Annotated in this window: 19 protein-coding genes and 1 pseudogene; 10 read left to right on the forward strand and 10 right to left on the reverse strand. The window is 67.0% G+C overall.

What is annotated here, in order from left to right:
• Position 1: 1 nt before the first annotated feature.
• From treS to QTI04_RS25760, 9 genes are all read left to right on the forward strand, one after another.
• Entirely contained in the window at positions 2 to 3328 is a 3327-nt protein-coding gene (gene treS, locus QTI04_RS25720) for a maltose alpha-D-glucosyltransferase (protein WP_286604357.1), read from the forward strand.
• 36 nt (positions 3329 to 3364) lie between these two features.
• Positions 3365 to 4150 (forward strand): hypothetical protein, encoded by a 786-nt coding sequence (locus QTI04_RS25725; RefSeq protein WP_286604356.1) that lies wholly within the window; start codon positions 3365 to 3367, stop codon positions 4148 to 4150.
• Positions 4147 to 6282 (forward strand): glycogen debranching protein GlgX, encoded by a 2136-nt coding sequence (gene glgX / locus QTI04_RS25730; protein ID WP_286604354.1) that lies wholly within the window; start codon positions 4147 to 4149, stop codon positions 6280 to 6282. Before QTI04_RS25725 ends, glgX begins: the two co-directional genes overlap by 4 nt.
• Positions 6279 to 8144: a malto-oligosyltrehalose trehalohydrolase gene (treZ, locus tag QTI04_RS25735; protein ID WP_286618019.1), complete on the forward strand. Its 1866-nt coding sequence runs from the start codon at positions 6279 to 6281 to the stop codon at positions 8142 to 8144. Before glgX ends, treZ begins: the two co-directional genes overlap by 4 nt.
• Positions 8137 to 13212, forward strand: a complete 5076-nt coding sequence (treY, locus tag QTI04_RS25740; protein ID WP_286618020.1) for a malto-oligosyltrehalose synthase — start codon at positions 8137 to 8139, stop codon at positions 13210 to 13212. The genes treZ and treY overlap by 8 nt, the downstream gene beginning before the upstream one ends.
• Positions 13213 to 13328: 116 nt before the next feature.
• Positions 13329 to 13766, forward strand: coding sequence for a hypothetical protein (locus tag QTI04_RS25745; protein ID WP_286618021.1), 438 nt, complete (start codon positions 13329 to 13331; stop codon positions 13764 to 13766).
• A gap of 26 nt (positions 13767 to 13792) precedes the next feature.
• Entirely contained in the window at positions 13793 to 14950 is a 1158-nt protein-coding gene (locus tag QTI04_RS25750; RefSeq protein ID WP_286618022.1) for a DUF3182 family protein, read from the forward strand.
• Positions 14934 to 15710 (forward strand): S9 family peptidase, encoded by a 777-nt coding sequence (locus QTI04_RS25755; protein WP_286604348.1) that lies wholly within the window; start codon positions 14934 to 14936, stop codon positions 15708 to 15710. The genes QTI04_RS25750 and QTI04_RS25755 overlap by 17 nt, the downstream gene beginning before the upstream one ends.
• Positions 15711 to 15830: 120 nt before the next feature.
• Positions 15831 to 16181, forward strand: coding sequence for a PRC-barrel domain-containing protein (locus QTI04_RS25760; protein ID WP_286604346.1), 351 nt, complete (start codon positions 15831 to 15833; stop codon positions 16179 to 16181).
• An 86-nt stretch (positions 16182 to 16267) separates the two neighbouring features.
• Here the strand turns inward: QTI04_RS25760 and QTI04_RS25765 are convergent, their stop codons facing one another.
• Together QTI04_RS25765 and QTI04_RS25770 are read right to left on the reverse strand one after the other, a co-directional pair.
• Entirely contained in the window at positions 16268 to 16648 is a 381-nt protein-coding gene (locus tag QTI04_RS25765) for a response regulator (protein ID WP_286604345.1), read from the reverse strand.
• A 137-nt stretch (positions 16649 to 16785) separates the two neighbouring features.
• Positions 16786 to 17208: a GFA family protein gene (locus QTI04_RS25770; protein WP_286604344.1), complete on the reverse strand. Its 423-nt coding sequence runs from the start codon at positions 17206 to 17208 to the stop codon at positions 16786 to 16788.
• A 15-nt stretch (positions 17209 to 17223) separates the two neighbouring features.
• Here QTI04_RS25770 and QTI04_RS25775 point away from each other — a divergent pair, with 15 nt between their 5' ends.
• Complete coding sequence (locus tag QTI04_RS25775) at positions 17224 to 17703, forward strand: helix-turn-helix domain-containing protein (RefSeq protein ID WP_286618023.1); 480 nt, start codon at positions 17224 to 17226, stop codon at positions 17701 to 17703.
• A gap of 39 nt (positions 17704 to 17742) precedes the next feature.
• Here QTI04_RS25775 and QTI04_RS25780 read toward each other — a convergent pair whose 3' ends face one another.
• The 8 genes and pseudogenes from QTI04_RS25780 to QTI04_RS25815 all read right to left on the reverse strand — a co-directional run.
• On the reverse strand, positions 17743 to 18768 hold the full coding sequence (locus QTI04_RS25780) for an adenylate/guanylate cyclase domain-containing protein (RefSeq protein WP_286618024.1): 1026 nt from the start codon (positions 18766 to 18768) through the stop codon (positions 17743 to 17745).
• A 126-nt stretch (positions 18769 to 18894) separates the two neighbouring features.
• A complete protein-coding gene (locus tag QTI04_RS25785) occupies positions 18895 to 19686 on the reverse strand; it encodes a thioredoxin family protein (RefSeq protein ID WP_286618025.1) in 792 nt (263 codons plus the stop codon).
• 23 nt (positions 19687 to 19709) lie between these two features.
• Positions 19710 to 20381, reverse strand: coding sequence for a hypothetical protein (locus tag QTI04_RS25790; RefSeq protein WP_286618026.1), 672 nt, complete (start codon positions 20379 to 20381; stop codon positions 19710 to 19712).
• 52 nt (positions 20382 to 20433) lie between these two features.
• Entirely contained in the window at positions 20434 to 21654 is a 1221-nt protein-coding gene (locus tag QTI04_RS25795) for a helix-turn-helix domain-containing protein (protein WP_286618027.1), read from the reverse strand.
• A 15-nt stretch (positions 21655 to 21669) separates the two neighbouring features.
• Complete coding sequence (locus QTI04_RS25800; protein WP_286618028.1) at positions 21670 to 22095, reverse strand: DUF4189 domain-containing protein; 426 nt, start codon at positions 22093 to 22095, stop codon at positions 21670 to 21672.
• A gap of 85 nt (positions 22096 to 22180) precedes the next feature.
• Positions 22181 to 23395 (reverse strand): flagellar hook-associated protein FlgL, encoded by a 1215-nt coding sequence (gene flgL, locus QTI04_RS25805; protein WP_286618029.1) that lies wholly within the window; start codon positions 23393 to 23395, stop codon positions 22181 to 22183.
• A gap of 38 nt (positions 23396 to 23433) precedes the next feature.
• Positions 23434 to 25398, reverse strand: a complete 1965-nt coding sequence (gene flgK / locus QTI04_RS25810) for a flagellar hook-associated protein FlgK (RefSeq protein WP_286618030.1) — start codon at positions 25396 to 25398, stop codon at positions 23434 to 23436.
• Between the two features lie 116 nt (positions 25399 to 25514).
• Positions 25515 to 25794 (reverse strand): annotated as a pseudogene (locus QTI04_RS25815) (hypothetical protein); the annotation flags it as partial.

Here is a 25794-nt window from a genome sequence, read left to right on the forward strand (position 1 = left end):
GATGAACGCTCCCCTGCCCGCACTCGCGCTCGAAACCACAGAGATCGACACCTCGCACGACCCCACGTGGTACCGCGATGCGGTGATCTACCAGGTCAACGTCAAGGCCTTTGTCGATTCGAACGACGATGGCGTGGGGGACTTCAAGGGCCTGGCGACCAAGCTCGACTACGTCAAGGACCTGGGCGTCAACACCATCTGGCTGATGCCTTTCTATCCGTCGCCGCTGCGCGACGATGGCTACGACATTGCCGAGTACGAGGACGTTCACAAGCAGTACGGCTCGCTCGACGACTTCCGCGAGATGCTCGAACAGGCCCATCGTCGCGATCTGCGCGTGATCACGGAGCTGGTCATCAACCACACCTCCAGCGAGCATCCGTGGTTCCAGGCCGCGCGCGCGGCGCCGCCCGGCTCGGCGGAGCGCAACTTCTACGTGTGGAGCGACACCGACACGCTCTACACGGGCACGCGCATCATCTTCACCGACACCGAAAAATCCAACTGGACCTGGGACCCGGTCGCCAAGGCCTATTACTGGCACCGGTTCTTCAGCCACCAGCCGGACCTGAACTTCGACAACCCGCAGGTGCTCGAAGCCGTGTTCCGCACCATGCGCTTCTGGCTCGACATGGGCGTCGACGGCTTCCGGCTCGATGCGATTCCCTACCTGATCGAGCGCGACGGCACGACCAACGAGAACCTGCCGGAGACGCACGAGGTCATCAAGAAGTTGCGCGCCGCCATCGACGCCAACTACAAGAACCGCTTCCTGCTTGCCGAGGCCAACATGTGGCCCGAGGACGTGCGCGGCTATTTCGGCGAAGGCGACGAATGCCACATGGCCTACCACTTCCCGCTGATGCCGCGCATGTACATGGCGATCGCGCAGGAGGACCGCGACCCGATCGTCGAGATCATGCAGCAGACGCCCGACATTCCCGAGAACTGCCAGTGGGCCATCTTCCTGCGCAACCACGACGAGCTGACGCTGGAGATGGTGACCAACCGCGAGCGCGACTACATGTACACCACCTACGCGGCGGACATGCAGGCGCGCATCAATCTCGGCATTCGCCGCCGCCTTGCGCCGCTGATGGACAACGACAAGGACCGCATCAAGCTGATGAACAGCATGCTGCTGTCGATGCCGGGCTCGCCGATCATCTACTACGGCGACGAGATCGGCATGGGCGACAACGTGTTCGTCGGCGATCGCAACGGCGTGCGCACGCCGATGCAATGGAGTCCCGATCGCAACGCGGGATTCTCGCGCGCCGATCCGCAGCGCCTTTACCTGCAGCCCATCATGGACGCCATGTACGGCTACGAGGCCGTCAACGTCGAAGCCCAGTTGCGCGACAAGAGCTCGCTGCTGCACTGGACGCGCCGCATGCTCGCGGTGCGCAAGACCAGCCGGGCCTTCGGCCGCGGGCGACGCACCTTCCTCAAGCCCGGCAACCGCAAGATCCTCGCCTACCTGAGCGAGCATGACGGCGACGTGATCCTGTCGGTGTTCAACCTGTCGCGGGCTGCGCAGCCGGTCGAGCTGGACCTGTCGGCCTTCAAGGGCCGGGTGCCGGTCGAGATGCTGGGCCGCACCTCCTTTCCGCCCATCGGCGAGTTGCCCTACCTGCTGACGCTGACCTCGCACGGCTTCTATTGGTTCAAGCTCACCGACGAGGCGCCGATGCCGAGCTGGCACCAGGAAGGCGTGGCCCTGCTGGATCGCCCGGTGCTCGTCCTCTTCGACGGGTGGACCAGCATGTTCCGGGACCGCGTCGTGCCGTGGCGCATGGGGTTTGCCGACCGGCTGAGCAAGCAGTTCGAGACCGACACGCTGCCGCCGCACATCGAGGCCCAGCGCTGGTACGCGACCAAGGGATCGCAGATCAGCCGTGCGCAACTGGGCGACCACGCGGTCTGGGAAATCGACGGCCACAGCTGGATGCTGCCGCTGCTATCGCTGAAAGGGCCGCCCGAGCCAGCCACCTACTTCATGCCGCTGGCGCTCGCGTGGGAAGACACCGACGAGGAGCGCATGAAGGCGCTGCAGCCGGCCGCCATCGCCAAGGTGCGGCAGCAGGCGCATGTGGGCGTGATGGCCGATGCCTTCTTCGACGCGCCCTTCTGCCACGCGTTCGTGCGCGCAATCGTTCGCGAGACGCGGCTGCCCACGGCCGGCGGGCAACTGCACTTCCGGCCGACGGCGCTCGGGAGGGAATTTCCGATCGAGGTCGTCGACGAGCTGCCCGTGAGCGCGCCGAGTCCGGTCAGCAGCAACACGGTCGTCACGCTCGGCGAGACGCTGTTCCTCAAGGGCTATCGGCAACTGCGCGTGGGCGTCAATCCGGAACTGGAGATGGGCCGCTTCCTCACCGAGGACGCCGGCTTCGTGCATGGCGTGCCGATCGCAGGCGCGCTCGAATACACGGCCGCGGACGGCACCGTCATGACACTCGCCCTGCTCCAGGCCTATGTGCCGAACCAGGGCGACGGATGGGAATACACGCTGGCCTACCTGGAGCGCGTGCTGGGCGAGCTGCGCGACACCGACGGCAATCTGCCCCCCGACCCGCACGGCGCCTTCCTGGCGGTGATCCGCATCCTCGGCACGCGCACGGCCGAGCTGCACAACGCGCTCGGCCTGCGCACCGGCAACCCGGCCTTCGACCCCGAGCCGATGACCGGGGCCGACCTGCGCCATGCCCGCGAGACCGTTCGCGCCGAGGCTGCCGCCACGCTGCGCCAACTCGGCGAGGCCGACCTGTCTGCCCTGCCCGCCAGCGCGCGCGAGGATGCCGACCGGCTCCGCGGCATGAGCGCGGCGATCGACCGGTTCATCGACGACGTGCCGCTCGAAGGCAAGACCGCGTGGCGCACGCGCTTCCACGGCGACTACCACCTCGGCCAGGTGCTGCTGACGCGCAACGACTTCGTGATCATCGATTTCGAAGGCGAACCGGCCCGCCCGATCGAGGAGCGCCGCACCAAGCAGTCACCCCTGCGCGATGTCGCCGGCATGCTGCGCTCGTTCAACTACGCGCGATGGAGCGCCTTGCGGCGCGCCGCGCAGAACGCCGATGAACTGGTGCGCCTGGACACCGCCGCGCAGACCTGGGAACACGAGACGCGCGCCGCCTTCCTCGCCGGCTACAGCCAGGCCCTCGCACCGACGGCAGGAGCGGCCGATACGCAATTGCTGGAACTCTTCGAACTGGAGAAAGCGTTCTACGAACTGCGCTACGAACTGAACAACCGCATCGACTGGGCCCCCGTTCCGTTGACGGGCATCCTCGCCCTGATCGAGCGCACGGCGGTCCGATGACGGCAACAACGCACACGCCATCCCGGGAGAATGTCCATGGAAAGCTTCTCGTTCCATCTCGAGCCTTTGCGCGCATTCCTGATCCAGGTCGGCGCGCTGTTGCCGCGGCTGCTGTTCGCCGCACTGGTCGTGCTCGTCGGCTGGCTGCTGGCCAAGGCGGTGCGCTTCACGGTGATTCGCGGGCTGCGCGCCATCAACTTCCACGTGCTCACCGAGCGCTCGGGCATCGACAATTTCCTGCGCCAGGGCGGCATGGTGTCGGATTCAACCGTCGTCTTCGGCGCACTGGCCTACTGGCTGGTGATCCTGATCTCGCTCGTCATCGCGTTCAACGGCCTCGGCCTGAGCTACGTGACGGACCTGCTCGGGCGGGTGATGTGGTTCGTGCCGAATGTCTTCGTGGCGCTGATGGTGCTGGTCTTCGGCGCCTACTTCGCCAAGTTCGTCGGCGATGCGGTGATCACCTACGGGCGCAACGCCGGCGTGCAAGACGCTTTGCTGCTCGGCAAGGTGGCGCAGTACGCGATCCTGCTCTTCGTGGTGCTCATCGCGCTCGACCAGATCAAGGTCGGCGGCGACATCGTGCGGCAGAGCTTCCTCATCATCCTCGCGGGCATCGTCTTTGCGCTGGCGCTGGCCTTCGGGCTTGCGGGCAAGGACTGGGCCGCCCGGCGCATCGAGGAGTGGTGGCCGCGGGATCGGGAGCGGCCGCCACGCACCGGTCCGCGCGACCCGGCCGCGCGCGAGCAGCCACCCGCCGCGCGCCCGCACGTGAGCGCCTGGCCGGCGCGCGGCACCGACCGTGACCGCCCGCATCCGTGACGAAGCACAACAACCACGCTCGCCTGGAGGCCGTCTGGCCCGGGCGGCCGTACCCGCTCGGCGCGACATGGGACGGCCAAGGCGTGAACTTCGCGATCTTCTCGAAGCATGCCGAGAAGGCCGAACTGTGCCTGTTCGACGACAAGGGCCGGCACGAACGCCAGCGCATCCCACTGCGCGAGCGCACCAACGACGTATGGCACTGCTACCTGCCCGAAGCCCGGCCGGGCATGGCCTACGGCTACCGCATGCATGGGCGCTACAAGCCCGAGGAAGGCCACCGGTTCAATCCACACAAGCTGCTGCTCGACCCTTATGCCAAGGACCTGATCGGCGAGTTGCGCTGGAGCGATGCGCTCTACGGCTATTCGGTCGGCAGCAAGCGCCAGGATCTCTCCTTCGACCGCCGCGACAGCGCCGCCTTCATGCCCAAGGGCCGCGTGCTCGAAACCGCCTTCACCTGGGGCGAGGACCGGCGGCCCGAGGTGCCCTGGCAGGACATGGTGATCTACGAGATGCACGTGCGCGGCTTCACGATGCGGCACCCCGGCATCCCCGAACACCTGCGCGGCACTTACGCGGCGCTCGGCTGCGCGCCAGTCATCGACTACCTGCAGCGCCTGGGCGTGACCACGCTGGAGTTGTTGCCGGTGCATGCCTTTCTGAACGACCGGCACCTGGCCGACAAGGGCCTGCAGAACTACTGGGGCTACAACACGCTGGGCTACTTCGCGCCGGAGGTGCGCTACAGCGCCTCGGGCAAGGTGAAGGAGTTCAAGACCATGGTCAAGACCCTGCACTCCGCCGGCATCGAAGTCATCCTCGACGTGGTCTACAACCACACCTGCGAAGGCAACCACCTCGGCCCGACGCTCTCCATGCGCGGCGTGGACAACGCCTCCTACTACATCGCCAACGCCGCGCAGCCGCGCTACTACGACGACTTCACCGGCTGCGGCAACACCGTCAACCTCGAACAGCCTCGCGCGCTCCAGCTCGTGATGGATTCGCTGCGCTACTGGGCCGAAGAGATGCACGTCGACGGCTTCCGCTTCGACCTGGCCTCGGCGCTCGCGCGCGAAGCGGGCAAGGTGGAGAACCTCGGCGGCTTCTTCGACGCGATCCGCCAGGACCCGACGCTCAACCGCGTCAAGCTCATCGCGGAGCCCTGGGATCTGGGCCACGGCGGCTACCAGGTCGGCAACTTTCCGCCCGGCTGGGCCGAGTGGAACGACCGCTACCGCGACGGCATCCGCGGCTGGTGGAAGGGTGACGCAGGCGTCGCCGGCGATGTCGCGCACCGGCTCTCGGGGTCGCAGGATCTCTACGGCTGGTCCGGCAAGGGGCCGCATGCCAGCATCAACTTCGTGACCGCGCACGACGGGTTCACCTTGCACGACCTGGTCTCCTTCAACGAGAAGCACAACGAGGCGAACGGCGAGGACAACCGCGACGGCAACGACAACAACCTCTCGTGGAACTGCGGCGCCGAAGGACCGACGGACGACGCCGAGGTCAACGCGCTGCGCGAGCGTCAGAAGCGCAACTTCCTCGCGACGCTGCTGCTGTCGCAAGGCGTGCCGATGCTGCTGGCGGGCGACGAGCGGGGACACACGCAACGCGGCAACAACAACGTCTACTGCCAGGACAACGAGTTGACGTGGCTGGACTGGACGCCCTCGCCCGAAGCCGATTCGCTGCGGGATTTCGTGACCCTGCTGATCCGCACGCGGCGGCTTCATCCCTCGTTCAGGCGCCGCAGTTTTTTTCGAGGTCAACCCGCGGGCGACGGCGAGACCAAGGACGTGGAGTGGGTGCGCCCCGATGGCAACGAAATGACGCCGCCGGACTGGGGCGAGCACGTGCGCTGCCTGGGCATGATGTTCTCGGGCACCGGCATCATCGATGTGGGGCCGCATGGCGAATCGCTGCAGGACGACGATTTCCTGCTGCTGCTCAATGCCTATCACGAGCCGCTGCCCTTCACCCTGCCCTCACGCCCCGACGACCGCTGGACCCGGCAGATCGACACGGCGCGGGAGAACTCGCTGTCGCTGCTGCTCACCGAAGCGACGTATCTGCTGCAAGGCCGCTCGCTGGCGCTGCTGCGCCGCAGTCTCGTCACACCATGAAGCACATCCATTCGATGCCCTTCGGCGCGGAGTTGCTCGAAGGCGGCGGCGTTCGCTTCCGCATCTGGGCGCCGGATGTGCCGACGGTCACTCTCGAATGGCTGCACGGCGAGAGGTGGAAACCGTTCACCATGCGGTGCGACGCTGAGGGCTGGCATGAGCACGTGATCGGCGAAGCCACCGCCGGCGACCGCTACCGCTACCGGATGCCCGACGGCCTCCGGGTGCCGGACCCGGCATCGCGCTTCAATCCGGACGACGTCCACGGCCCGAGCGAAGTGATCGACCCGCGTGCCCACGAATGGACAGACGACCCTTGGACCGGGCGCCCATGGAAGGAGGCCGTGATCTACGAAATGCATCTCGGCACCTTCACGCCCGAGGGCACCCTGGCCGCGGCCGCCCAGCGGCTGCCCCGACTCGCGTCGCTGGGCATCACGGTGATCGAATTGATGCCGCTGGCCGACTTCCCTGGCAGCCGCAACTGGGGCTACGACGGTGTGCTCCCCTTCGCGCCCGATGCCAGCTACGGCACGCCGGCCGACCTCAAGGCCTTCGTCGACGCTGCGCACGGGCTGCGGCTGATGGTTCTGATCGACGTCGTCTACAACCACTTCGGCCCCGAAGGCAACTACCTGCATGCCTACTGCCCCCAATTCTTCAACCCCGCGCACCAGACGCCCTGGGGCGCGGCGATCAACTTCGACGGCGCGCATTCGCGGACCGTGCGGGACTTCTTCGTGCACAACGCCCTGTACTGGGTCGAGGAATACCGCTTCGACGGCCTGCGCATGGACGCCATCCATGCCATTCGCGACACCTCCACGCCGTCGATCGTCGAGGAAGTCTGCGCCGCGCTGCGTCACGGACCAGGCCGGCACCGCCAGGTGCACGTCGTTCTGGAGAACGACCTCAACGAAGCCCACCGGCTGGAGCGCGACGATGAAGAATCGCCACTCGCCGGCACGGCGCAATGGAACGACGACCTGCACCATGCCGCGCACGTGCTGCTGACGGGGGAAGCCGACGGCTACTACGCGGACTACGCGCAGCGGCCTCTGGAGCAGTTCGGACTCGCGCTGGCGCAGGGCTTCATCTATACGGGCCAACCGTCCGGATTTCGCGGCGGGGCGCCGCGCGGGGAGCCTTGCGATCACCTTCCGTTGGCTGCCTTCGTGTCCTTCCTGCAGACCCATGACCAGATAGGCAATCGCGCTACGGGGGATCGCATCGACGCGCTGGCCGACCCCGCGCTCCTGATGGCGGCACGCGCATGCGTGCTGCTCTCGCCGCACACGCCGATGCTGTTCATGGGCGAGGAGTACGCCGCTTCGACGCCCTTTCAGTACTTCTGCGATTTCGGACCTGAACTGGCCGCCGCCGTGACGGCCGGTCGGCGCGAGGAGTTCGGCGGCTTCGATGCCTTCGCGGGCGGCGCGGCGGAGCTGGAGATCCCGGACCCGAACAGCGAGGCGACGTTCGCCGCATCGAAGCTCGACGAATCCGAGCGGGTCCTGCCCGCCCATGCCGAGGTGCTCCGGCAGGTGCGAACGTTGCTCCAGTTGCGGCAAGCCGAACTGGTGCCCCGCTTCGGAGCCGACACCCGCATCCACCAGTGGTCGTGCGAGGGCGATGCGCTTCGCATGGTCTGGCAGCTCGGCGAAGCACATGATGGCGATGCGGCTTCGCCCGCGTTCCTGCATGTGGTGGCCAATCTCGGCAAGGCCGAGGCCGAGGTGGCGTGGCCTCCGGGGAGAGTCATCCACATGATGGGCGCAAGAGAGAGCGCAGCTGAGGGCACCACGCTCTCGCTGCCGTCGGGCGGCCTGTGCGCTTGCCTTGAAGAGGCGCAGGATGCATGAGAGCGCAACGCCATCCGACAGCGAGGCGGACGCGCTTGGCCGGCTGTGCGCGCGCTACGGTATCTCGACCGAGTATGTCGACGCGTTCGGCCGCCGGCACGCCCTCACCCCCGGAGCGCTCGCTGCGCTGCTCTGCGATGCGGACTTCGTGCCACGCGACATGGACTTCGCGGCGGCCGAAGCGGCTGCCGAACGCAACGCGTGGCGACGGCCCCTTCCGCCGGTCCAGGTGGTGGCCACGGACTCGGAATCGTTCTCCGTCGACGTCCGCCTGCCTGCACGGGTCGAGCATTTCAAGTGGCGCCTGGTCGACGAGAGCGGCGCCTTCCATGAAGGCGCCGTCGAGACCGGACGGCTCCACGCCGCACAGCGCACGCGAATCGACGGGGACGACTACGCGCTCTACCACCTTCCTCTCGCACTGCCGCTGCCCGAGGGCTATCACCGGCTCAGCATCGTCACCCTGCCCGGCGAAACCCTCGTCATCTGCGCGCCGGCCCAGTGCCATCAACCCGCCGCGCTCCAAGGCGATGCGCGGGCCTGGGGGTTCACGCTGCAGCTGCACGGGCTTCGCTCGGCCCGCAACTGGGGCATCGGCGATTTCACCGACCTGGCGGACTTCGTCGAGCATGCAGCCCGTCAGGGCGCCGATGTGGTGGGCCTCAATCCGCTGCACGCGCTCTTCCCACACAACCCGGCGCACGCGAGTCCGTACAGCCCTTCGTCGCGTGCGCAACTGAACATCCTTTACATCGACGTCGAGACGGTGAAGGACTTCAACGACTGCGCGCAGGCGCAGGAGCGCGTACTCTCCACCGCCTTCCAGACGAGGCTTGCGAAGCTCCGGTCCGAACCGCTGCTGGACCATGCGGGCGTGGCGGCCGCCAAGCACGAGGTGCTCGACCTGCTGTATCGCCGCTTCCGCGAGCGGGACGAAGCCGACCCCGAGGTCCGCGCGTTCGCCCGGTTTCGCGAGCACGGCGATCAGGCGCTGCACCAGCATGCCTTGTTCGAAGCGCTGCAGGCGCACTTCCACGAGGCCGATCCGAACGTCTGGGGTTGGCCCACCTGGCCGGAGGAATTCCGCGATCCGTCGTCTGCGGCCGTGCGGCATTTCGCGCACGAGCACGTCGAGCGCATCGGCTACTTCGAGTACCTCCAGTGGCAGGCGGCGCGTCAGCTCGAAACGGCAGGCGCGCGCTGCGCCGCCCTGGGCATGGGCCTGGGCCTCTACCTGGACCTGGCGGTGTCGGTCGATCGCGCGGGTTCCGATGCGTGGCGCCACAGGATGAGCTTTGCCCTGAATGCCCGCGTCGGCGCGCCACCGGACGCCTTCAACCTCGAAGGCCAGGATTGGGGCCTGCCGCCGCTTCGCCCCGACCGGCTGCGCGAGTCGCAGTACGCGGTCTTTATCGAGTCGCTGCGGACCAACATGCGCGGCGCGGGCGCGATTCGCATCGACCACGTGATGATGCTGATGCGCCTCTTCTGGATTCCCGCCGAAGGCACGCCGCGCGACGGTGCCTACGTGCACTACCCGCTCGACGAACTGTTCGCGATCCTCGCGCTGGAGAGCCAGCGTCACCGCTGTCTGGTGATCGGCGAAGACCTCGGCACCGTCCCCGAGACGATGCGCGAGACGCTGCGCCGCTTCGGCGTGCTGTCGTACCGGCTGCTGTATTTCGAGCGCAACGCGGACGGCGGGTTTCGCGCTCCCGCCGACTATCCGCGCGAGGCCGTCGCGGCGGTCAGCACGCACGACCTGGCGACGTTGGCCGGGTGGTGGAGCGGACGTGACCTGTACACGCGCCGGGACCTCGGTCTGATGGCTGACGCCGGGGCTTTCGAACAGCAGCTTCACGAGCGCCATCACGAGCGCCGCCTGCTGGCCGAAGCGATGGCTCGGCAGGACCCGCACCTGAAGCTCGATCCGACGCAGTCGTTCCTCGACGCTCCGGCCATCGCGGCCGTGCACGGCTATCTGGCGGCCGCGCCGTCGAAAGTCATGATGGTGCAGCTCGAAGATGCTCTCGGCGAGGTCGAACAACCCAACCTGCCGGGCACCACGTACCAGCATCCCAACTGGCGGCGCAAGTACACGCAGCCCGTGGAAGCGCTGTGGCGCAACGAGACGATGCAGCAGGTGTGCGCCGCACTCGCCCGCGTTCGGCCGCATGTCGATGCGCAGGCGGAGGCCCGCACGGGTCGGGGCCGACCTTCGCGCATCCCTCGCGCCACCTACCGGCTTCAGTTCCACAGCGCTTTCGGCTTCGACGACGCGGCACGCATCGTTCCCTACCTCGCGACGCTGGGCATCAGCCACGTGTACTGCTCCCCGATCCACCGCGCGCGACCGGGCAGCATGCATGGCTACGACGTGGTCTCGCATGACGAAGTCAATCCCGAGCTGGGCGGAATGCCAGCATTCGAGCGCTTCACTCGCGCACTGAAGCAGCACGGCATGAGCCAGCTCATCGACCTGGTGCCCAACCACATGGGGGTGCTCGGCACGGACAATCTCTGGTGGATGGACGTGCTCGAAAACGGCATGGCTTCCCGGCACGCGATGCACTTCGACATCCAATGGCAGTCGCCAACGCCGGGGCTTTCGGGCAAGGTACTCCTGCCGGTGCTCGGCGACCACTATGGCAACGTTCTGGAACGGGGCGAACTGCAAGTGCGGTGGATGGCCGATGCGGGGGAATTCGCCGTCTGCTATTTCGACCACCGTTTTCCGTTGTCGATCAAGACCTGTTCCGCCGTTCTGGACCGGGCAGCAGCCTCCCTGAGCGACGACGAAGCGAAGCGGGGGCTGGCCGACATGGGCGCCGCACTCCGCGAACTGCCTTCCGTGCAGCACGGCGATGACGAAGCATGGGCGGCAAGCACCGGGGAAAGGGAGCGGCTCAAGTCGCAACTCGCCACGCTGGCCGCCGGATGGCCCGCGGTCGCGCACGCCCTGGGAGAAGCCGTCGAAGCGCTGAACGCGTCCGCGCACCGCAACGCGCTCCACGATCTGCTGGAGGCGCAGGCCTATCGCCTCGCCTACTGGCGCACGGCCGCCGACGAGATCAACTACCGCCGCTTCTTCGACGTCAATGAACTCGCCGCGCTGCGCACCGAGCGCAAGGACGTGTTCGAAGCCACGCACGCCCTGGCGCTGGAGCTGGCCGCGCGCGGCTCGGTGGATGGCCTTCGCATCGATCATCCCGACGGCCTGCAGGATCCGGCGCAGTACTTCGAGCGCCTGCAGGATGGCTTCTGCGAGCGGCGGGGCACGCTCCCGCGATCGGTCGATGCGCAGGGGCGCCCCGAGCGGCCCCTCTACGTGGTGGCCGAAAAGATCGCTGCGCCACACGAGGACGTGCCGGTCTCGTGGGCCGTGCACGGCACCACCGGTTATCGCTTTGCCAACGTGGCCAATGCCGTGCTCGTCGAGCATCGATCGGCGCGCCGCCTCGCACGGATCTGGCGCAGCTTCACCGGCATGACGCAGAGCTTCCACGAAGTGGTCTACGCCGCGAAACGCGAAGTCGCAAGTGGAACGCTGGCGTCGGATCTCGAAGTGCTCGCCATCGCCTTGCTGGGTATCGCAAAGAGCAACCGCCGCACACGCGACTACACCCTCAACACGCTGCGGGAATTGATCGCGACCGTCGCTGCCTGCTTCACCGTGTACCGCACCTACAACGCCGAGGAAGCGAGCCCGCAGGACATCCACTACATCGATCAGGCGATCGACGCGGCGCGCGAGCGGCTGAACCTGCCCGATGCCACGGTCTTCGACTTCGTTCGCACGGCGCTTCTCGGCCGCCCTCCGGGTGACGCCACCCCGGAGACGGCACGGGACACCGTGGCCTTCGCGCGGCGCTTCCAGCAGTTCAGCGCGCCCGTCGCTGCCAAGGGCGTGGAGGACACGGCCTTCTACCGCTACTTCCCATTGAGTTCGCTCAACGAGGTGGGCGGCGAGCCGGACTGCATCGGCATGACCCGCGCAGAATTCCATGAAGCCTCGGGGGACCGTCAGCGCCGATGGCCGAACACGATGCTGGCGACCTCCACGCACGACAACAAGCGCTCGGAGGATGTGCGGCTGCGCATCGACGTGCTGTCGGAATGTCCCGGGCTCTGGCGCCTGGCGCTGCGGCACTGGCGCGCGCTCAATGCCCCGCTGCGGGGCGCGGTGACGGCGGCACACGAGTACCTGCTCTACCAGACCGTGCTGGGCACGATGGCGGCCTTCGACGAAGGCCCGGTGGCGCACGAATCCTACGTGACGCGAATCGTGAACTACATGCTGAAGGCTGCGCGCGAAGGCAAGGTGGGGACGAGCTGGATTCGCCCCGACGCCGCGTACGAGGAAGCGCTGGAGCATTTCGTGCGCGGCGTGCTCGCGCCAGACGGGCCGGCCCTGCCGGACCTGCGCCGCGCGGCGGCTCGCGTGGATCACTACGGGTCGCTCAATGGCATCAGCCTGACGCTGCTCAAGTACTGCTCGCCTGGCGTGCCGGATATCTACCAGGGTTGCGAACTCCTCGACCGCAGCCTCGTGGACCCCGACAACCGCCGTGCGGTCGACTACGACCTGCGCCTGCGGCGGCTTCAGGAATTGCAGGCGCTCGCCGCCGCACCGGATCTGGAGGCGACGGTGGCCGGGCTCGCCGCCGCGGCGCCGGACGGTCGCGCCAAGCTCTGGATCATTGGCCGCTTGCTGGCGCTGCGCCAGCAGGACCCTGAACTGTTCCGCGACGGCAGCTACGAGGCGCTCGAAGTACGGGGCGCGCGCGAGCGACACCTGCTGGCGTTCATGCGGCGCCATCACGGCCGCGTGCTCGTGGTCCTCGTCATGCGCCTGTTCGCCACGCTCGACAGGGACGGCACCCGGCTGTCTCCGCTTTCCACCGATTGGGCCGACACCGAAGTCCTGATGCCTGCGGGGGAAAGCGCATGGCACTTCGAGGACTGCATCACCGGCACGTCCCACACCGTCATCGGCCATCGGCTTGCCGTGGCACCCCTGCTTCGCGCGTTTCCGGGTGCCGCGCTCATTGCGTGCGACGCCCGCTGATCACGGCATCAATCCGCCGCCGGAATCTTGCGGCGCAGGCGCCGGGCCATCCGGGAAGCGCTCTCGCCTTCTCTTGATCGATCGTCCTACGCCAGCCGGCCGAGGATGGCGTTGTGATGCGCGCCATCATGGGCGCCGCACCACGACAAATCCTTCGGCTTCTGCAAGCCACGGCATTCGCGCGCATCCAGTGCGAGTGCATTCGCCTGTCGAAGGCTGCGAGCCCCGAGCGCTTCGACTACCAGCGTCGCATCGAGGTCTGCACACGGGAGTTGGGGTTCCTCGAGTACACCCTGACCTCCGATGAAAGGTCGGCGGTGCGGCTCGAACGCGCCCTGTTCCTGCGGCTCCTCCTGGCGAGCGCACCGCAGCGCCTGGCTTCCTGGAGCGACAAGGAAACGCTGGACGAGATGCCGGCGTCCCATCTCTTCGAATGGGTGTCGCACGATGAGGAGCGCATGGAACTCGCCGAAATCGAGAACGCCATGACGCCGCAAGAGAAGGTGCGGTACGCCCGTGCGCGCATTCACCTCGCTTCGCAAAGTCCGAGTTGACAACGTTTTCTTCACGAGGGCCCGACATGACAAGCTTGCAGAACGAGACCCCTCTCTTCGACTCACTGGGCTCGCCCGGCACCGGGGAGGCCGGCTACGTCATGGAATGGGTCATCGACCCGACCAACTACTGTAGCGAGCACGAACTGATCACGCGCCGTGCCTTGGCCGAGCGCCTCGCCGGCCTGATGGGCATGCAGTATTTCGGCCCGGTGAGCCGTCGTCCGCCGCCGGCGGGGCCGCTGTACTTCATACCGAGCGACACGGTGGAGGGGCACCGCGCGCAGGCGATCGGCATCCGCAGGGAGAGCGATTTCTTCGGCGGGGCCGTGCCCTTCGCCTACGTCGCGACCAAGGCCATCACCCACCCGCTCCACGATAAAGACGCGGCGGGTCCACGGAATTGGGTGGAATCCTTCGCCCCGCGAATCGGCAAGTGCGTGCTGCCTGGCTATTCAGCGTTCAGCGAGGGCGATGCGCGCCGTGCGGGCCGGGCGCTCCTGCGCGACGGCGACGTGCGCGTGAAGCCGGTGCGTGCCACCGGTGGCAACGGCCAGACCGTCGTGCACGATGCGGTATCGCTCGACCGCACCCTCGCCGGCGTGCCCCACATCGACGTCGACGGCGTGGTGCTCGAACGCAATCTCCGGGAGCCTCGCACGCTCAGCGTCGGGCAGGTGAAGGTGGGCGCGCTGACGGTGAGCTACTACGGCCTGCAGCGGCTGACCCGCAACCATCGCGGTCAGTTGGTTTACGGCGGCTCCGACCTGACGGCCGTGCGCGGCGGCTTCGATGCGCTCAACGCCATGGATCTGAAGCCATCGCTGCGCCTGGCCATCGAACAGGCCGCGGTCTATCACGCCGCAGTGGTCGAGAGCTACCCGGGCTTCATGGCATCGCGCATCAACTACGACGTGGCCCAGGGCCCCGACGATGCGGGGCAGTGGTGCTCGGGCGTGCTGGAACAGTCCTGGCGCGTGGGCGGTGCGACCGGTGCGGAAGTGGCGGCGCTGGAAGTCTTCAAGAGCCAGCCGGAGCGCTCGCTGGTGCGCGCGTCCTGCTTCGAGGTCTTCGGTGAGACGAATCTTCCGCCGGGCGCCTGCGTCAACTACAGCGGCCACGACCCGGACGTGGGCCGGCTCACGAAATACAGCTTTGTCGAAGCGCATGCCGACGCGACATAAACAGGTCGACATCGCCGTCGACGGGCAACACATCGACGGCACGCTGGTGGCGGCATCCAACTCCGTGCCTGGCGTGCTGCTCGTGCACGGCTGGGACGGCAGCCAGGAGCAATACAAGGCACGCGCTCACGAGATCGCTGCGCTGGGCTGTGTCTGCCTCACCTTCGACCTGCGCGGGCATGCCCGCCACGCCGCGCAGCGGCAATCGGTGAGCCGCGAGGAAAACCTGCGCGATGTGCTCGCGGCGTATGACGTGCTGGTTCACCATCCGACAGTGGACCCGGAATCGATCGCGATCGTCGGAAGCAGCTATGGCGGCTACCTGGCGGCCATCGCCACCACGCTCCGGCCGGTCCGATGGCTGGCGCTGCGCGTTCCGGCCCTCTACCGGGACTCCGAATGGGAGGTGCCCAAGGGCAGCCTGAGCCGCAGCGATCTCGCGGAGTACCGGAGGTCGCTTGTGGAACCGCCGGAGAACCGGGCGTTGGCCGCCTGCGCACAGTTCCGCGGGGATGCCCTGATCGTCGAATCGGAGCACGACAAGACCGTGCCGCATCCCGTGATCGAGAGCTACCTCGCAGCCCTCAAGCACGTCAGGTCGGTGACCTACCGCTGCATTGCGGGCGCGGACCACGCGCTGTCCGACGAACGAAGCCGGCAGGCCTACGGCATGCTGCTGGTGTCGTGGATGACCGAGATGACCCTTGGCGCCCGGGCCGCGAGCGGCTTGCTGCGGCCAGCGCCGAGCAGTCCCGCGTAGAAGGGCCAGATCGCCATGGGCCAGCGCAGGCCTACATCTCGAGGGCGTCCATCCTGATCACGGCGCGATGTGCGGGGCGCGATACAGGGGTTGTCTTATCAACTCACACAGGAGCATTCAATGACTACCGCAACCACCAGCAACGTCATCTCGTCCGAGCGCGTCGAAGGCACGACCGTCTACAACCAGGCCGGCGACAAGCTGGGGTCGATCGACGATCTCATGATCGACAAGATGTCCGGCCAGGTGCGCTACGCCGTTCTCGAATTCGGCGGCTTCCTCGGTATCGGCACGGACCGCTATCCGCTGCCCTGGAACATGCTCAAGTACGACACGTCCATGGACGGCTATGTGGTCCCGCTGGACAAGAACGTCCTCGAAGGCGCGCCGCGCTATGCGCAGGAGCAGGTGCCGGACTACACGACCGACTACAGCCGCCGCGTGAATGACTACTACGGAGTCACCTGGTAACAGGCAGGTACGGATGGCCAGGCGCCCATCGCTCTGGCCTTTTCGGCTTCAGATCATCGAGCTGCCGTTCGCATGAGGACGAGTTCTCACGATGGGCTGCGATGCCGACTCAGGCAGTACTCGAAAAACTCCTCAAGTTCCGTGGACTTGTCGAACACGCGATCGGCGCCTGCCTCCATGCACGCGATGCGCGTTGCCTGCGTCGGATAGTTCGTGAGCACGACCACGCGCTGGCTGGGCTTGCGCCCGTTGCACCACCGGACGACGCCGGCGCCGGTCCCTTGCTTCAGGAAAAAGTCGACGACGGCGAGGTCCCACTGGCCCTTGTGACTCGCCAGCCAGCCGATCGCTTCGTCCTCGGACTCCGCCGTGGCTGTCACGCTCGCGGATCCGAGATCCGCGAGGGCCGGAATCAAGTTGTCGCGAATCTTCTGGTTGTCTTCGACGAGAAAAACTGAGATCGGCATGTCAAATCCCGCTTCTTGTTAGATCTCAGCCTAGGGCGCGGAGTCAAAAAGTCAGTGAGTGCTCATGCCACTTCAAAGTAGGAGGGTATCGACGCAGATGAGATTCATTCAGCCGCTCGTCTGCCCGAAACGAGCTCTCACATCAGCCGGGTATCGGCTGGTGGCCGATCGAGCTGGTCATGGGCGTTGTCGATGAAGTTCAATGGCGCGCGCACCAGCTGTTCCCTGTCCACATCGTCCACGGTGGGCACATGAATCGCATAGAAGCGCCCGCCCAGTTGCGCCAGTTCGCCGGTGGCGTAAAGCCGTATCCCGCATCGCGAACAGAACCGGTATGTGAGACCGGACTCGGCCCGGCCGGGCGGCACCCACCGATAGGTGCTGAGCACGTCGTCGCCCGCGAGCAGCTTGAACTTGTCGCCTCGCACGAAAAGGAACCACGCACGTGCCTTGCTGCAAAGTGAGCAATTGCAACGATTGCTCCCCGCGGCCATGTCGAACTCCGCTTCGTACTGCACCGCCTGGCAGTGGCAGCTGCCGTGATATCGCCGGTAGGTCATGGTTTCCTCGACTGGTTGCAAATCAAGACCGGTATTCTGGGCAAACCGCTTGCAAATTGCAACCGGTATAAAATCAATTCGATGAAACACGACGACCGATCGACATGCCCCATCAGCACTGGGCTGGAGCTCTTGGGTGATCGCTGGACACTGCTCGTCATCCGCGACCTGATGTTCGCGGGCAAGCGCCATTTCCGCGAGTTCCTGCAGTCCGAAGAGGCGATTTCGAGCAACGTGCTGGCGGACCGGCTCAACTCGCTGGTCGAGAGTGGCATCGTGACGAAGAACGGGGATCCCACACACGCTCAGAAGGCCGTCTACAGCCTGACCGAGAAGGGGCTGGAACTACTGCCGGTGCTGGTGGCAATGAGCGCGTGGACCCAGAAGCATTTTCCCAAGACGCGCCGGCCCGAAGCCGTGCAACTCGTGCAGGGGGGAATCAAGTTTCTGAAGCAACTCGAAAGGAGACTTCGGCTGGAACACGGCATCTCGTGATTTGCGATGTCGCACATCCGCAGCCTCGTCGCACGGCATTCATGCGCTCTTCAAAGCGCTCCTGTCCGAATGTTCGACGCAGAACGCATGGATGGGCTCGATTCGTCCGCGCAGCGCCAGCGCGCCAAGGTCGTGGGTACGGATTTCGGGCGGCGGACCCAGGGAGGCGAGCGCTTCCGCCGATGCGATGAAGAAGCATCCGACTTCGCGGGTCGCCTGCTCGAGGCGCCCGGTCGTGTTCATGACGTCGCCGTGGAAGACGATCGCACGGCGCACCTGGCCGACCTCGCCGGCGATGACCTCGCCCAGATGCAGGGCCGCACGCAGCTCCGGTTGCACGCCAAAGCGTTGGACAAACCGGTTCGCGTCCGCGGCGAGCGCCGCGCGAATCGCGAAGAAGCAGCGCAACGCCCGCGCATCGGCAACGCCGTCGGCCTCGACCCAGGTGATGACGATCTCGTCACCGACGTATTGGTAGATTTCGCCGCGGCATAGCTCGATCGGTTCGGCGACTGCCGAAAACACCGCGGCGAGGAAGCGATGTGCCTCCAGCGCCCCGAGCCGCTCGGCGATCGCGGTCGAGCCCACCACGTCGACGAAGAGGAAGAAGCGTCGCTCGGCGTAGGGCCGGCGATACTTTCCAAGCAGAAGAGCCACGAACGTGCGGTAGCCGACGAGGCCCGCGGCCTGAAACATCATCACCACGACGGCAACGGGCACGAGCGAGAGGCAAACCGCAATCAGCCAGGTGCGCGCGTCATAGACGGTAACGACGCCCAACAAGCGCTCTCCCGGCTGGCCGGCGAGGACCGCCCCTGCGATCGCGCCGTAGACAAGCGTCTTCAGGATGAACACCGCAGCGAATGGCAGCGCGTCGAGCCATCGCATCGAAGCGCGAGTCAGCAGGAAGATCTCGATGCCGGCGATCCATGAAGCCGTGAGCAGGGCGTCCATGACACCAATCGGTATGGAGATCAGCAGGGAGCCGAGCAGCGCGCGAGCGCCCGGTCCGGCAATCGCGACGGCGTAGAGTGCACCGACGCCCGCACCGATGACCGCGGCCATGCGCATGATGCGCACGAAGCGCCGCAGTCGGTCGCGCGTGACGGCGGAAAGTGTGGCGATCATCTGCCCTCGAGTCTAAGGGCGCCACTGCCCTTGGACCGCCGCCCGCTCCCGTCGACCTGCCCGTCAGACGTGCGAACTGCAGCACGCGCCGAGCACCGCAGGCTTCGTCTTCGCAATGGGCGCCTGCTCGTAGCGATCGTGGTGGCGCACCCAATCCATGGCGTAGAGCGGGTTGTCCTCGATGCGGCCGCGGGGCGTGAGATCGAGCAGGCTGTAGGTGCCCATCATCACTTCCACGCCGCGCCCGTAGGTCGAGTAGGTGCGAAAGACTTCGCCCGCTTCGTTCCTGTAGAACACGCTGATCCCCGGTGCTTCCTCGCTCGGGAAGGGCTGCATGTCGAAGTTGTAGTAGACCTCGTTCCTGGCCAACTCGTCTTGCGTGAAGCTCACGCCGAAGTCGTGGTTGAAGTCGGTGCCGTACGAGGACACCCACTTGAACTGCCAGCCCATGCGCCGGCGAAAGGCTTCGATCTCGGCCAGCGGCGCGCGCGAGACGGCCATCAGTGTGACGTCGCGATGCTCGAGGTGCACTTTCATGCCGTCGACGTGATCCGCCATGTACGAGCAGCTCTTGCAGCCCTCCTCCCACCCCGGGCCGAGCATGAAGTGCTGCACCAGCAACTGGCGGCGGCCTTCGAACAGGTTGGCGAGCGTGCTCCAGCCCTCGGGTGTGTCGAAGACGTACTCCTTCTCGATGCGCACCCACGGCAACGCCCGGCGCTCGTGGGCGACCTGGTCGTGCATGCGCGTCAGTTCCTTCTCGCGCGCCAGCAGCGCCTTGCGCTCGGCGACCCATCGGTCCATCGGCACGACGGGATGGTCCACTGTGCCGGCTTCGGCCATGGCGGTGTTCATGGTGTGCTCCTTGTGGTGCGCGTTCACGATCCGGCCTTGGGACGACGCACGGCGCGGACCTTGCCGCTGCCTCCGCCGCCGCAATAGAAGAGGTCCGCCCCATCGGATTCGAGCCCGCTGATGCCGATGCCGGTCGGCATCTCCAGCCTTTCGAGCACGGCGCCGCTCTCGGGGTTGACGCGGCGGATTTCGCTCTCATCCCCTTCCCAGGTCGCGTGCCACAGTTCGCCGTCGACCCAGGTCACGCCGGTGACGAAACGGTTGGATTCGATGGTGCGCCTGACCGCGCCGGTGTCGGGATCGATCTGGTGGATCTTGCGATCGCGGTACTCCCCTACCCACAGGCTGCCCTCGGCCCAGGTCAGCCCCGAGTCGGAGCCATGGCCCGGCGCCGGGATCGACGACACGACCTTGCCGGTGGCGGGATCGATCTTGTCGATGCGCGCCTCGGCGATCTGGTAGAGGTACGTGCCGTCGAAGGCGGTACCGGCGTCGCAGGCAAGGTCTAGCGAGCGCGTGGGCTCGCCGCTCCCGGGGTCGAAAGCGACCAACCGGGCTCCGGTGGCGGCCCAGACTCTTTGCCCGTCGTGGGTCACGCCATGGATCCGATCGGCGCCGTCGAACGGGCCGTATTCGCGAACGATTTCGGCCGCACGCGGCTTCGTCTGGGGTCTGTCGAGTGTCTTGCTGGTCATCGTTGGCTCCTGAAGCGCGACTCGAGCCTCGGAATGGGCCCGCGAGACAACTCTATTCAATCGGCAGCGATGCGGGGAGTAACAAGATCGTCGTGAATCCCGCCAGCGGCGGCGACAGCCAGCGTTGCGCCCGCGCTCGCCCGATGGAGCGCACGCGCCCATCGGCCTCCAACTCGGCGAGCGCGCGCTGCACGGTACGCTGGCTCGCTTCCAATGCCAGCGCCAGGGCTGAGGTCGACCATGCCGCGCCGTCGGAAAGCAGCGCCACCAGCGAGGCCTGGTCGCCGTCGATGGGTGGCACCAGCACGGCGACGCGGCGCTCGCTGCCCGGCCTGAGGACGAAGCCGCGCGCAGTGGCCTCGATCTGCGCGAGCGGCTTGACGAGCGCGCGCAGCCGGCCGATCTCGACCCGCAGGCGTGCCCGGTGGGTCTCGTCGGGATCGCGGGCCCGGAACGCGGACGCGATCAGGGCTTCGCGATCGACGTCGCCGGGCCACGCTTCGGCGAGCGCGCGCACCAGTGCGAACAGCACCGGACGGCGCGCCAGCGACAGCCACGTGTCGCCGGCACGCAGTCCACGACGGCAGGCGTCGATCACGAGAGTGTTCGAGGCCCGGAGCGCCGCGACCTCGTCGAGGCGCAGCGCCTGCTCCCCGTCGGCGGAAAGACATCGGGCGGCGGGACGGTCGAAGGCGGCTCGCGCCTCCGCGACCTCGGCCAGCAGCGCCGGCACGCGGGCACGATGGGCGGCCTCGTGCGCACGGGCGAGCGCCGCCTGTGCCGGGCCGGTGCGCAGCGAGCGCAACGCCAGCTCGGCAGCGCTGAGTTCCGCGACTGCCGCCAGCGCCGGCGGCAGCCCCTCCGTATCGAGTCCGGCCAGCGCGGCCCCTGCCTCATCGAGGCGACCGAGCAGCAGGAGTCGGCGTGCAGCGATCAGCCGCGCCTGCAGCACATTGGCGTGGTCGGCGTGTGCCTCCATCGTGGCGACGGCCGCGGCCAGCGAGCGCGGCGAGCCGCCCAGCTCGCGCATGGCCAGCGCCACCTCCGCCTCGGCGACCACGCAGCGGGCACGCGACAGTTCCTCGTGCGCGCCGAAGCCGCTGGCGGCCCGCCGCAGCAACTCGCGTGCGCGCGGATGCTCGCCGAGCTGGGCCATGGCGATGCCGCGCAGGGCCAGCGCGGGCGGGTCTTCGCGCAGGGCGACGCGCTTGAGGGCACCGAGGGCGTCGCCGGCAGCGAGCGCGCGCGCGGAAGCGGCGATCAATGAGTCCATGACGACAGGCTACCCTCAGGGCGGCGAGCAGACGCTGACGACGACCTTGCAAGGCTCCGTGGGCAGATGGAGATCGCACTGCCCGACGGCCGCTTGGCCCGCAGCCTTGGCCGTCGCAGCGGTAGCCGTCGCCCATTCGCCGTAGTTGCCTGCGGCCAGCGCGCCGCAAGAGCGATCGAAGTAGGCCCGCACCTCGCATGTGCCATCGCGACGCGCCGCGCGATCGCATTGGGCGCGCGCCGCCCGCTCCGCAGCGCTGCGCGACGCGTGGTTGTACGAGTAGCCATACCAGCCCGCCCGGGACGCGATCGCACCCCAGCTCGGGTTGCGCTCATCCGTCGGTGCGGCACCTGCGCCCATCGGAGTCAATGCGCACCAAATAGCGAGACCGGCCACCACGCGGGTTGCGCCCGCACCTGTCAACGAATCGAAGAATGGCATGTCGCACATTCTCGATCCTCTGCGTCCTCATCCGCGAGAGGCCGGGCGCGTGCACCCGAAGACTTCCAGGCTTGCAGGCTATTGATTACAGGTAGTTGAACAACGCGATCGAGTTCAGCTTCGTGAAGGTGAGCTGGGTCGCCTGCAGCGACGACTGCCGCTGATAGAACTCCGAGATCGCGGCGACGGGGTCCAGGTCCTGGATGGCCGACAGGTAGCTCTTGTCCATCAGGTCGCGCGTCTCGCCGCTGTCGTCGAGCGCGTCGAGTTCGTTCATGCGCGAACCCACCGATGACTTGATCGTGAGCACGTTGTCATGCGCATTGGTTACCTTGACGTTGGCCGTGCTCAAGGCGTTCAGCAGTTTGGCCTTGCCTTCCTCACCGGCACCGGTCAGGGGAGTACGCAACGCGGTGACCAGCTCCGCGATGGAAGTAAAGATGTCGGCGCCGGCATTCCTGGCGGTGGTGACGTTGAAGGTGTCGCCAGCCGCCGGCGTGCCGGTGACGCTGATCTGCAAGCCGCCGAAGGAGATCGGCTCGCCCGCGACGAAGGCGCCGGTGGCTGTCACGACGGGCGGCGTGTCGTTGGTGGCGACCGAGTAGTTGCCGACCGCATCGAAGCTGATCTGGAAGTCCTTGCCGAAGTTCGGATCGGTCGCATCGGCCACGCCGACCGAGCTGAACACGCCCGAGCCCGTGTTGACGGCGCCGCCCGCGGTCACGTAGCCCGCCGAGCCCTGCACCGACTGGAACACCGAGCGGCCATCGTCGGAGGTCGAGATCTGCCGTGCGACGTCGACCTGCATGAGGCGCTGGCCCTGGTCGCCCAGGTACTGGATGCCGCCCCCGGCTTGCACGGCAAAGGGCGCGTTGGCGCTCTTGTAGCCGGCGAACAGGAACTGGCCGTTGCCATCGTCGGAGTTGGCAAGGCCCACGAGCTGGTCCAGATTGCTCTGGATGGTGGTCGCCAGCGCGGCACGGTCGGCATCCGACAGCGTGCCGTTGCCGGCCTGCACGGTCAGCGTCTTGATGTTCTGCAGGATGGAGGTCGCGCCGTCGAGCGCGGATTCTTCCCGCGTGAGGGACAGCATGGCGCGGTCGCGGCTGGTGGCGTACTGGGCCGATTCGGCCAGCGTCTCGCTGACGCCGAGCGCCCGCGCGGCGCCGACCGGATCGTCGCCGGCAGTGAGGAACTTGGTCCCGGCCGACAGCTTCTGCTGCACCTGGAAGAGGTTTTGCTGCTGCAGGCCCATCGCGCTGATGCTCTGCTCGTAGAAAGAACTGGTGCTAATGCGCATCGCGGCTCCTTGAGTTCGGGTGTGGGTTTGGGTGGAGGTCAGCTGCGGATGCCGAGGATCGCGTCGAAGATGGTCGAAGCGGTCTGGATCACCTTGGCATTCGCTTGGTACATCTGCTGGTACATGAGCAGGTTGGCGGTTTCCTCGTCCTGATTGACGCCGGAGATCGACTGCTGGCTCGCCTTGATCTGACCGGTCACGCTGTCCTGCGTGGTGGCCGCGACCTTGATCTCCATCGCGCGGTTGCCGACCTGGCTCACCAGCTGCGAATAGGCACCATTGAAGGTGGTGGTGCCGCCGCCCACCGTGGCCTTGCGCTGCAGTGCGCCGAGCAGCAGCGCGTTGCTGCCATCGGACACGCCGCCGGTGTTCTTGCCAATGGTGAAGGTGTCGCCGGTCGCCGGGGCACCGCTCAGACTGACGTTGATGCCGTCGAAGCTGATCCTGGCGCCTGCCGTGTAGGGCACGGGCGTGCCGGCCGCGTAGTTGCTGACGGTGCCGTCGGCCAGCGTCACGGTGATGGCGGAGCTCGCGGGGAATCCCGACAGCGTGTTGGTCGCGCCGTCGAAGGTCAGCATCACGTTCGCGGCCAGCGGCGAAGCCGGGTAGGCCGAATCGATGGTTGCCTTGCCGAGCGCGCCGCTGCCCTGGTTGCCGCTGGTGTTGCCGGTGATGACCGGCGATGCGGCGGCCACCTTGGCGGGATCGAGCACCGTCACCTCCATGTCGCGCGCGCCGGTGCGCGTCGGCTGGATCAGGAAAGTGTCGCCCGACTGGGCCGTGCCGCTGGCGGCGGAGACGGTCACGCCGTCGAAACTGACCGGAAAATCGGTGTCGTCATAGGAGCCGATCACCTGCTTGTCCGAGAGCCGCGTGACGACGTACTTCGGCGTGCCGGTCTGCACTTCCACCGAGTAGTCGCTGGTCGTGAGCTGGTTGGCATTGGAGATGGCGCTGGTCAGCACCATGTTGCCGGCGTTCCTGGCGCTCGAGAAGATGCCCGGCGCGGCCGTCGTGAAGAAGTCCTTTCCGAGCGCACCATTCAGGTCGACACCCAGCTGGTGCTGGTCATTGAACGCACTGGCGAGCGCGATCGACAGCCGGCCGATCGCGTTCTGCGTCGGAATGAGCGTCTGGGCGCGAAAGGACATCAGGCCGCCGAGCGAACCGCCGTTGAGGACGTTGTCCTTGAGTTCCGACACATTGCCTGCCAGCCCGACGAGGGCCACCGCCGTGCGCGTCGGATCGGCCGAGGATGGCACGGCCTTCATCGTCGCGGCCCGGTCGCCCACGACGAGGGACTGGCCGCTGCCGATGAAGACGTTGTACTTGCCGTTGTCCTGCTCCAGCACCTTGACGTGCACGATCTGGCTCAGTTCGCTCACGAGCTGGTCGCGCTGGTCCAGCAGGTCGTTCGGCGGCTGGCCGCCGGCCACGGCGCTCATCATGCCGATTTGCTGGTTGAGGCTGGCGATCTTGCCGGCGTAGGTGTTGATCTGCTCGACGCCGCCCGAGATCTGGTCATTGACCGACTCGTTGAGGTCGGAGAGGTACTGGTCGGTCGAGCGGAACTTGCTCGACAGCGATTGCGCCGAGCTGATGAGCTGCTGGCGCGCTGCCGAGTCGGCCGGCGTGTTGGCAACGCCCTGCACCGCCGTGAAGAAGTTCTGCATCAACGGGCTCAGGCCGGCGGTCTTGTCGGCCAGAAGCGAATCGATGCGGTTGATCTCGGTGCCGTACGAGGCCAGCGCCGCCGAGGTCGACTGGGCCGAGGCGAGTTGCGCGGTGAGATAGCGGTCGTAGCTGCGCGTGACCGTGGTCACGCGCGCGCCGCTGCCGATGTAGCCGGAGCCCGAGCTGATGGCCGAGTTGGTCGAGACCTGGGCCACCTGGCGACTGTAGCCCGCGGTGTACACATTGGCCGTGTTGTGGGCCGTGGTCACGAGCGCGGTGCGCGCGACGCCGAGACCGCTCAGGCCGGTGAAGAACAAGTTTCCTGACATGTGGCTTTGCCTGTATGGGGTGTTGGGTGCGGCATCGTGTCGATGCCTGTATGTGTTCTTTGTTCTTTATCGGCCGCAGGTGCTGAAAGTTGAAGGCCGAGGGCGTCCTGGCACTGTCAGGCGGAGACGGTGCGCGCCTTCTTCCCCCGCTGCACGGTCGGTCCCCCGGCGCGCGACCTCGGCACCTGCCGGCGCACGGCCGGCATCGGCGTGATCCGCGTCAACGATTCGTCGTCGCCGCCGAGCCTGAAGATGCTGACGGCGTCGACGAGACTGCCCGCCTGTTCCTGCAGCGATGCGGCGGCAGCGGCGGCTTCTTCCACCAGTGCCGCGTTCTGCTGCGTGACCTGGTCCATCTGCGTGATCGCCTGGTTGATCTGCTCGATGCCCGAGGTC

Source organism: Variovorax sp. J22R115 (genome assembly GCF_030317005.1).
GTDB lineage: Bacteria > Pseudomonadota > Gammaproteobacteria > Burkholderiales > Burkholderiaceae_C > Variovorax.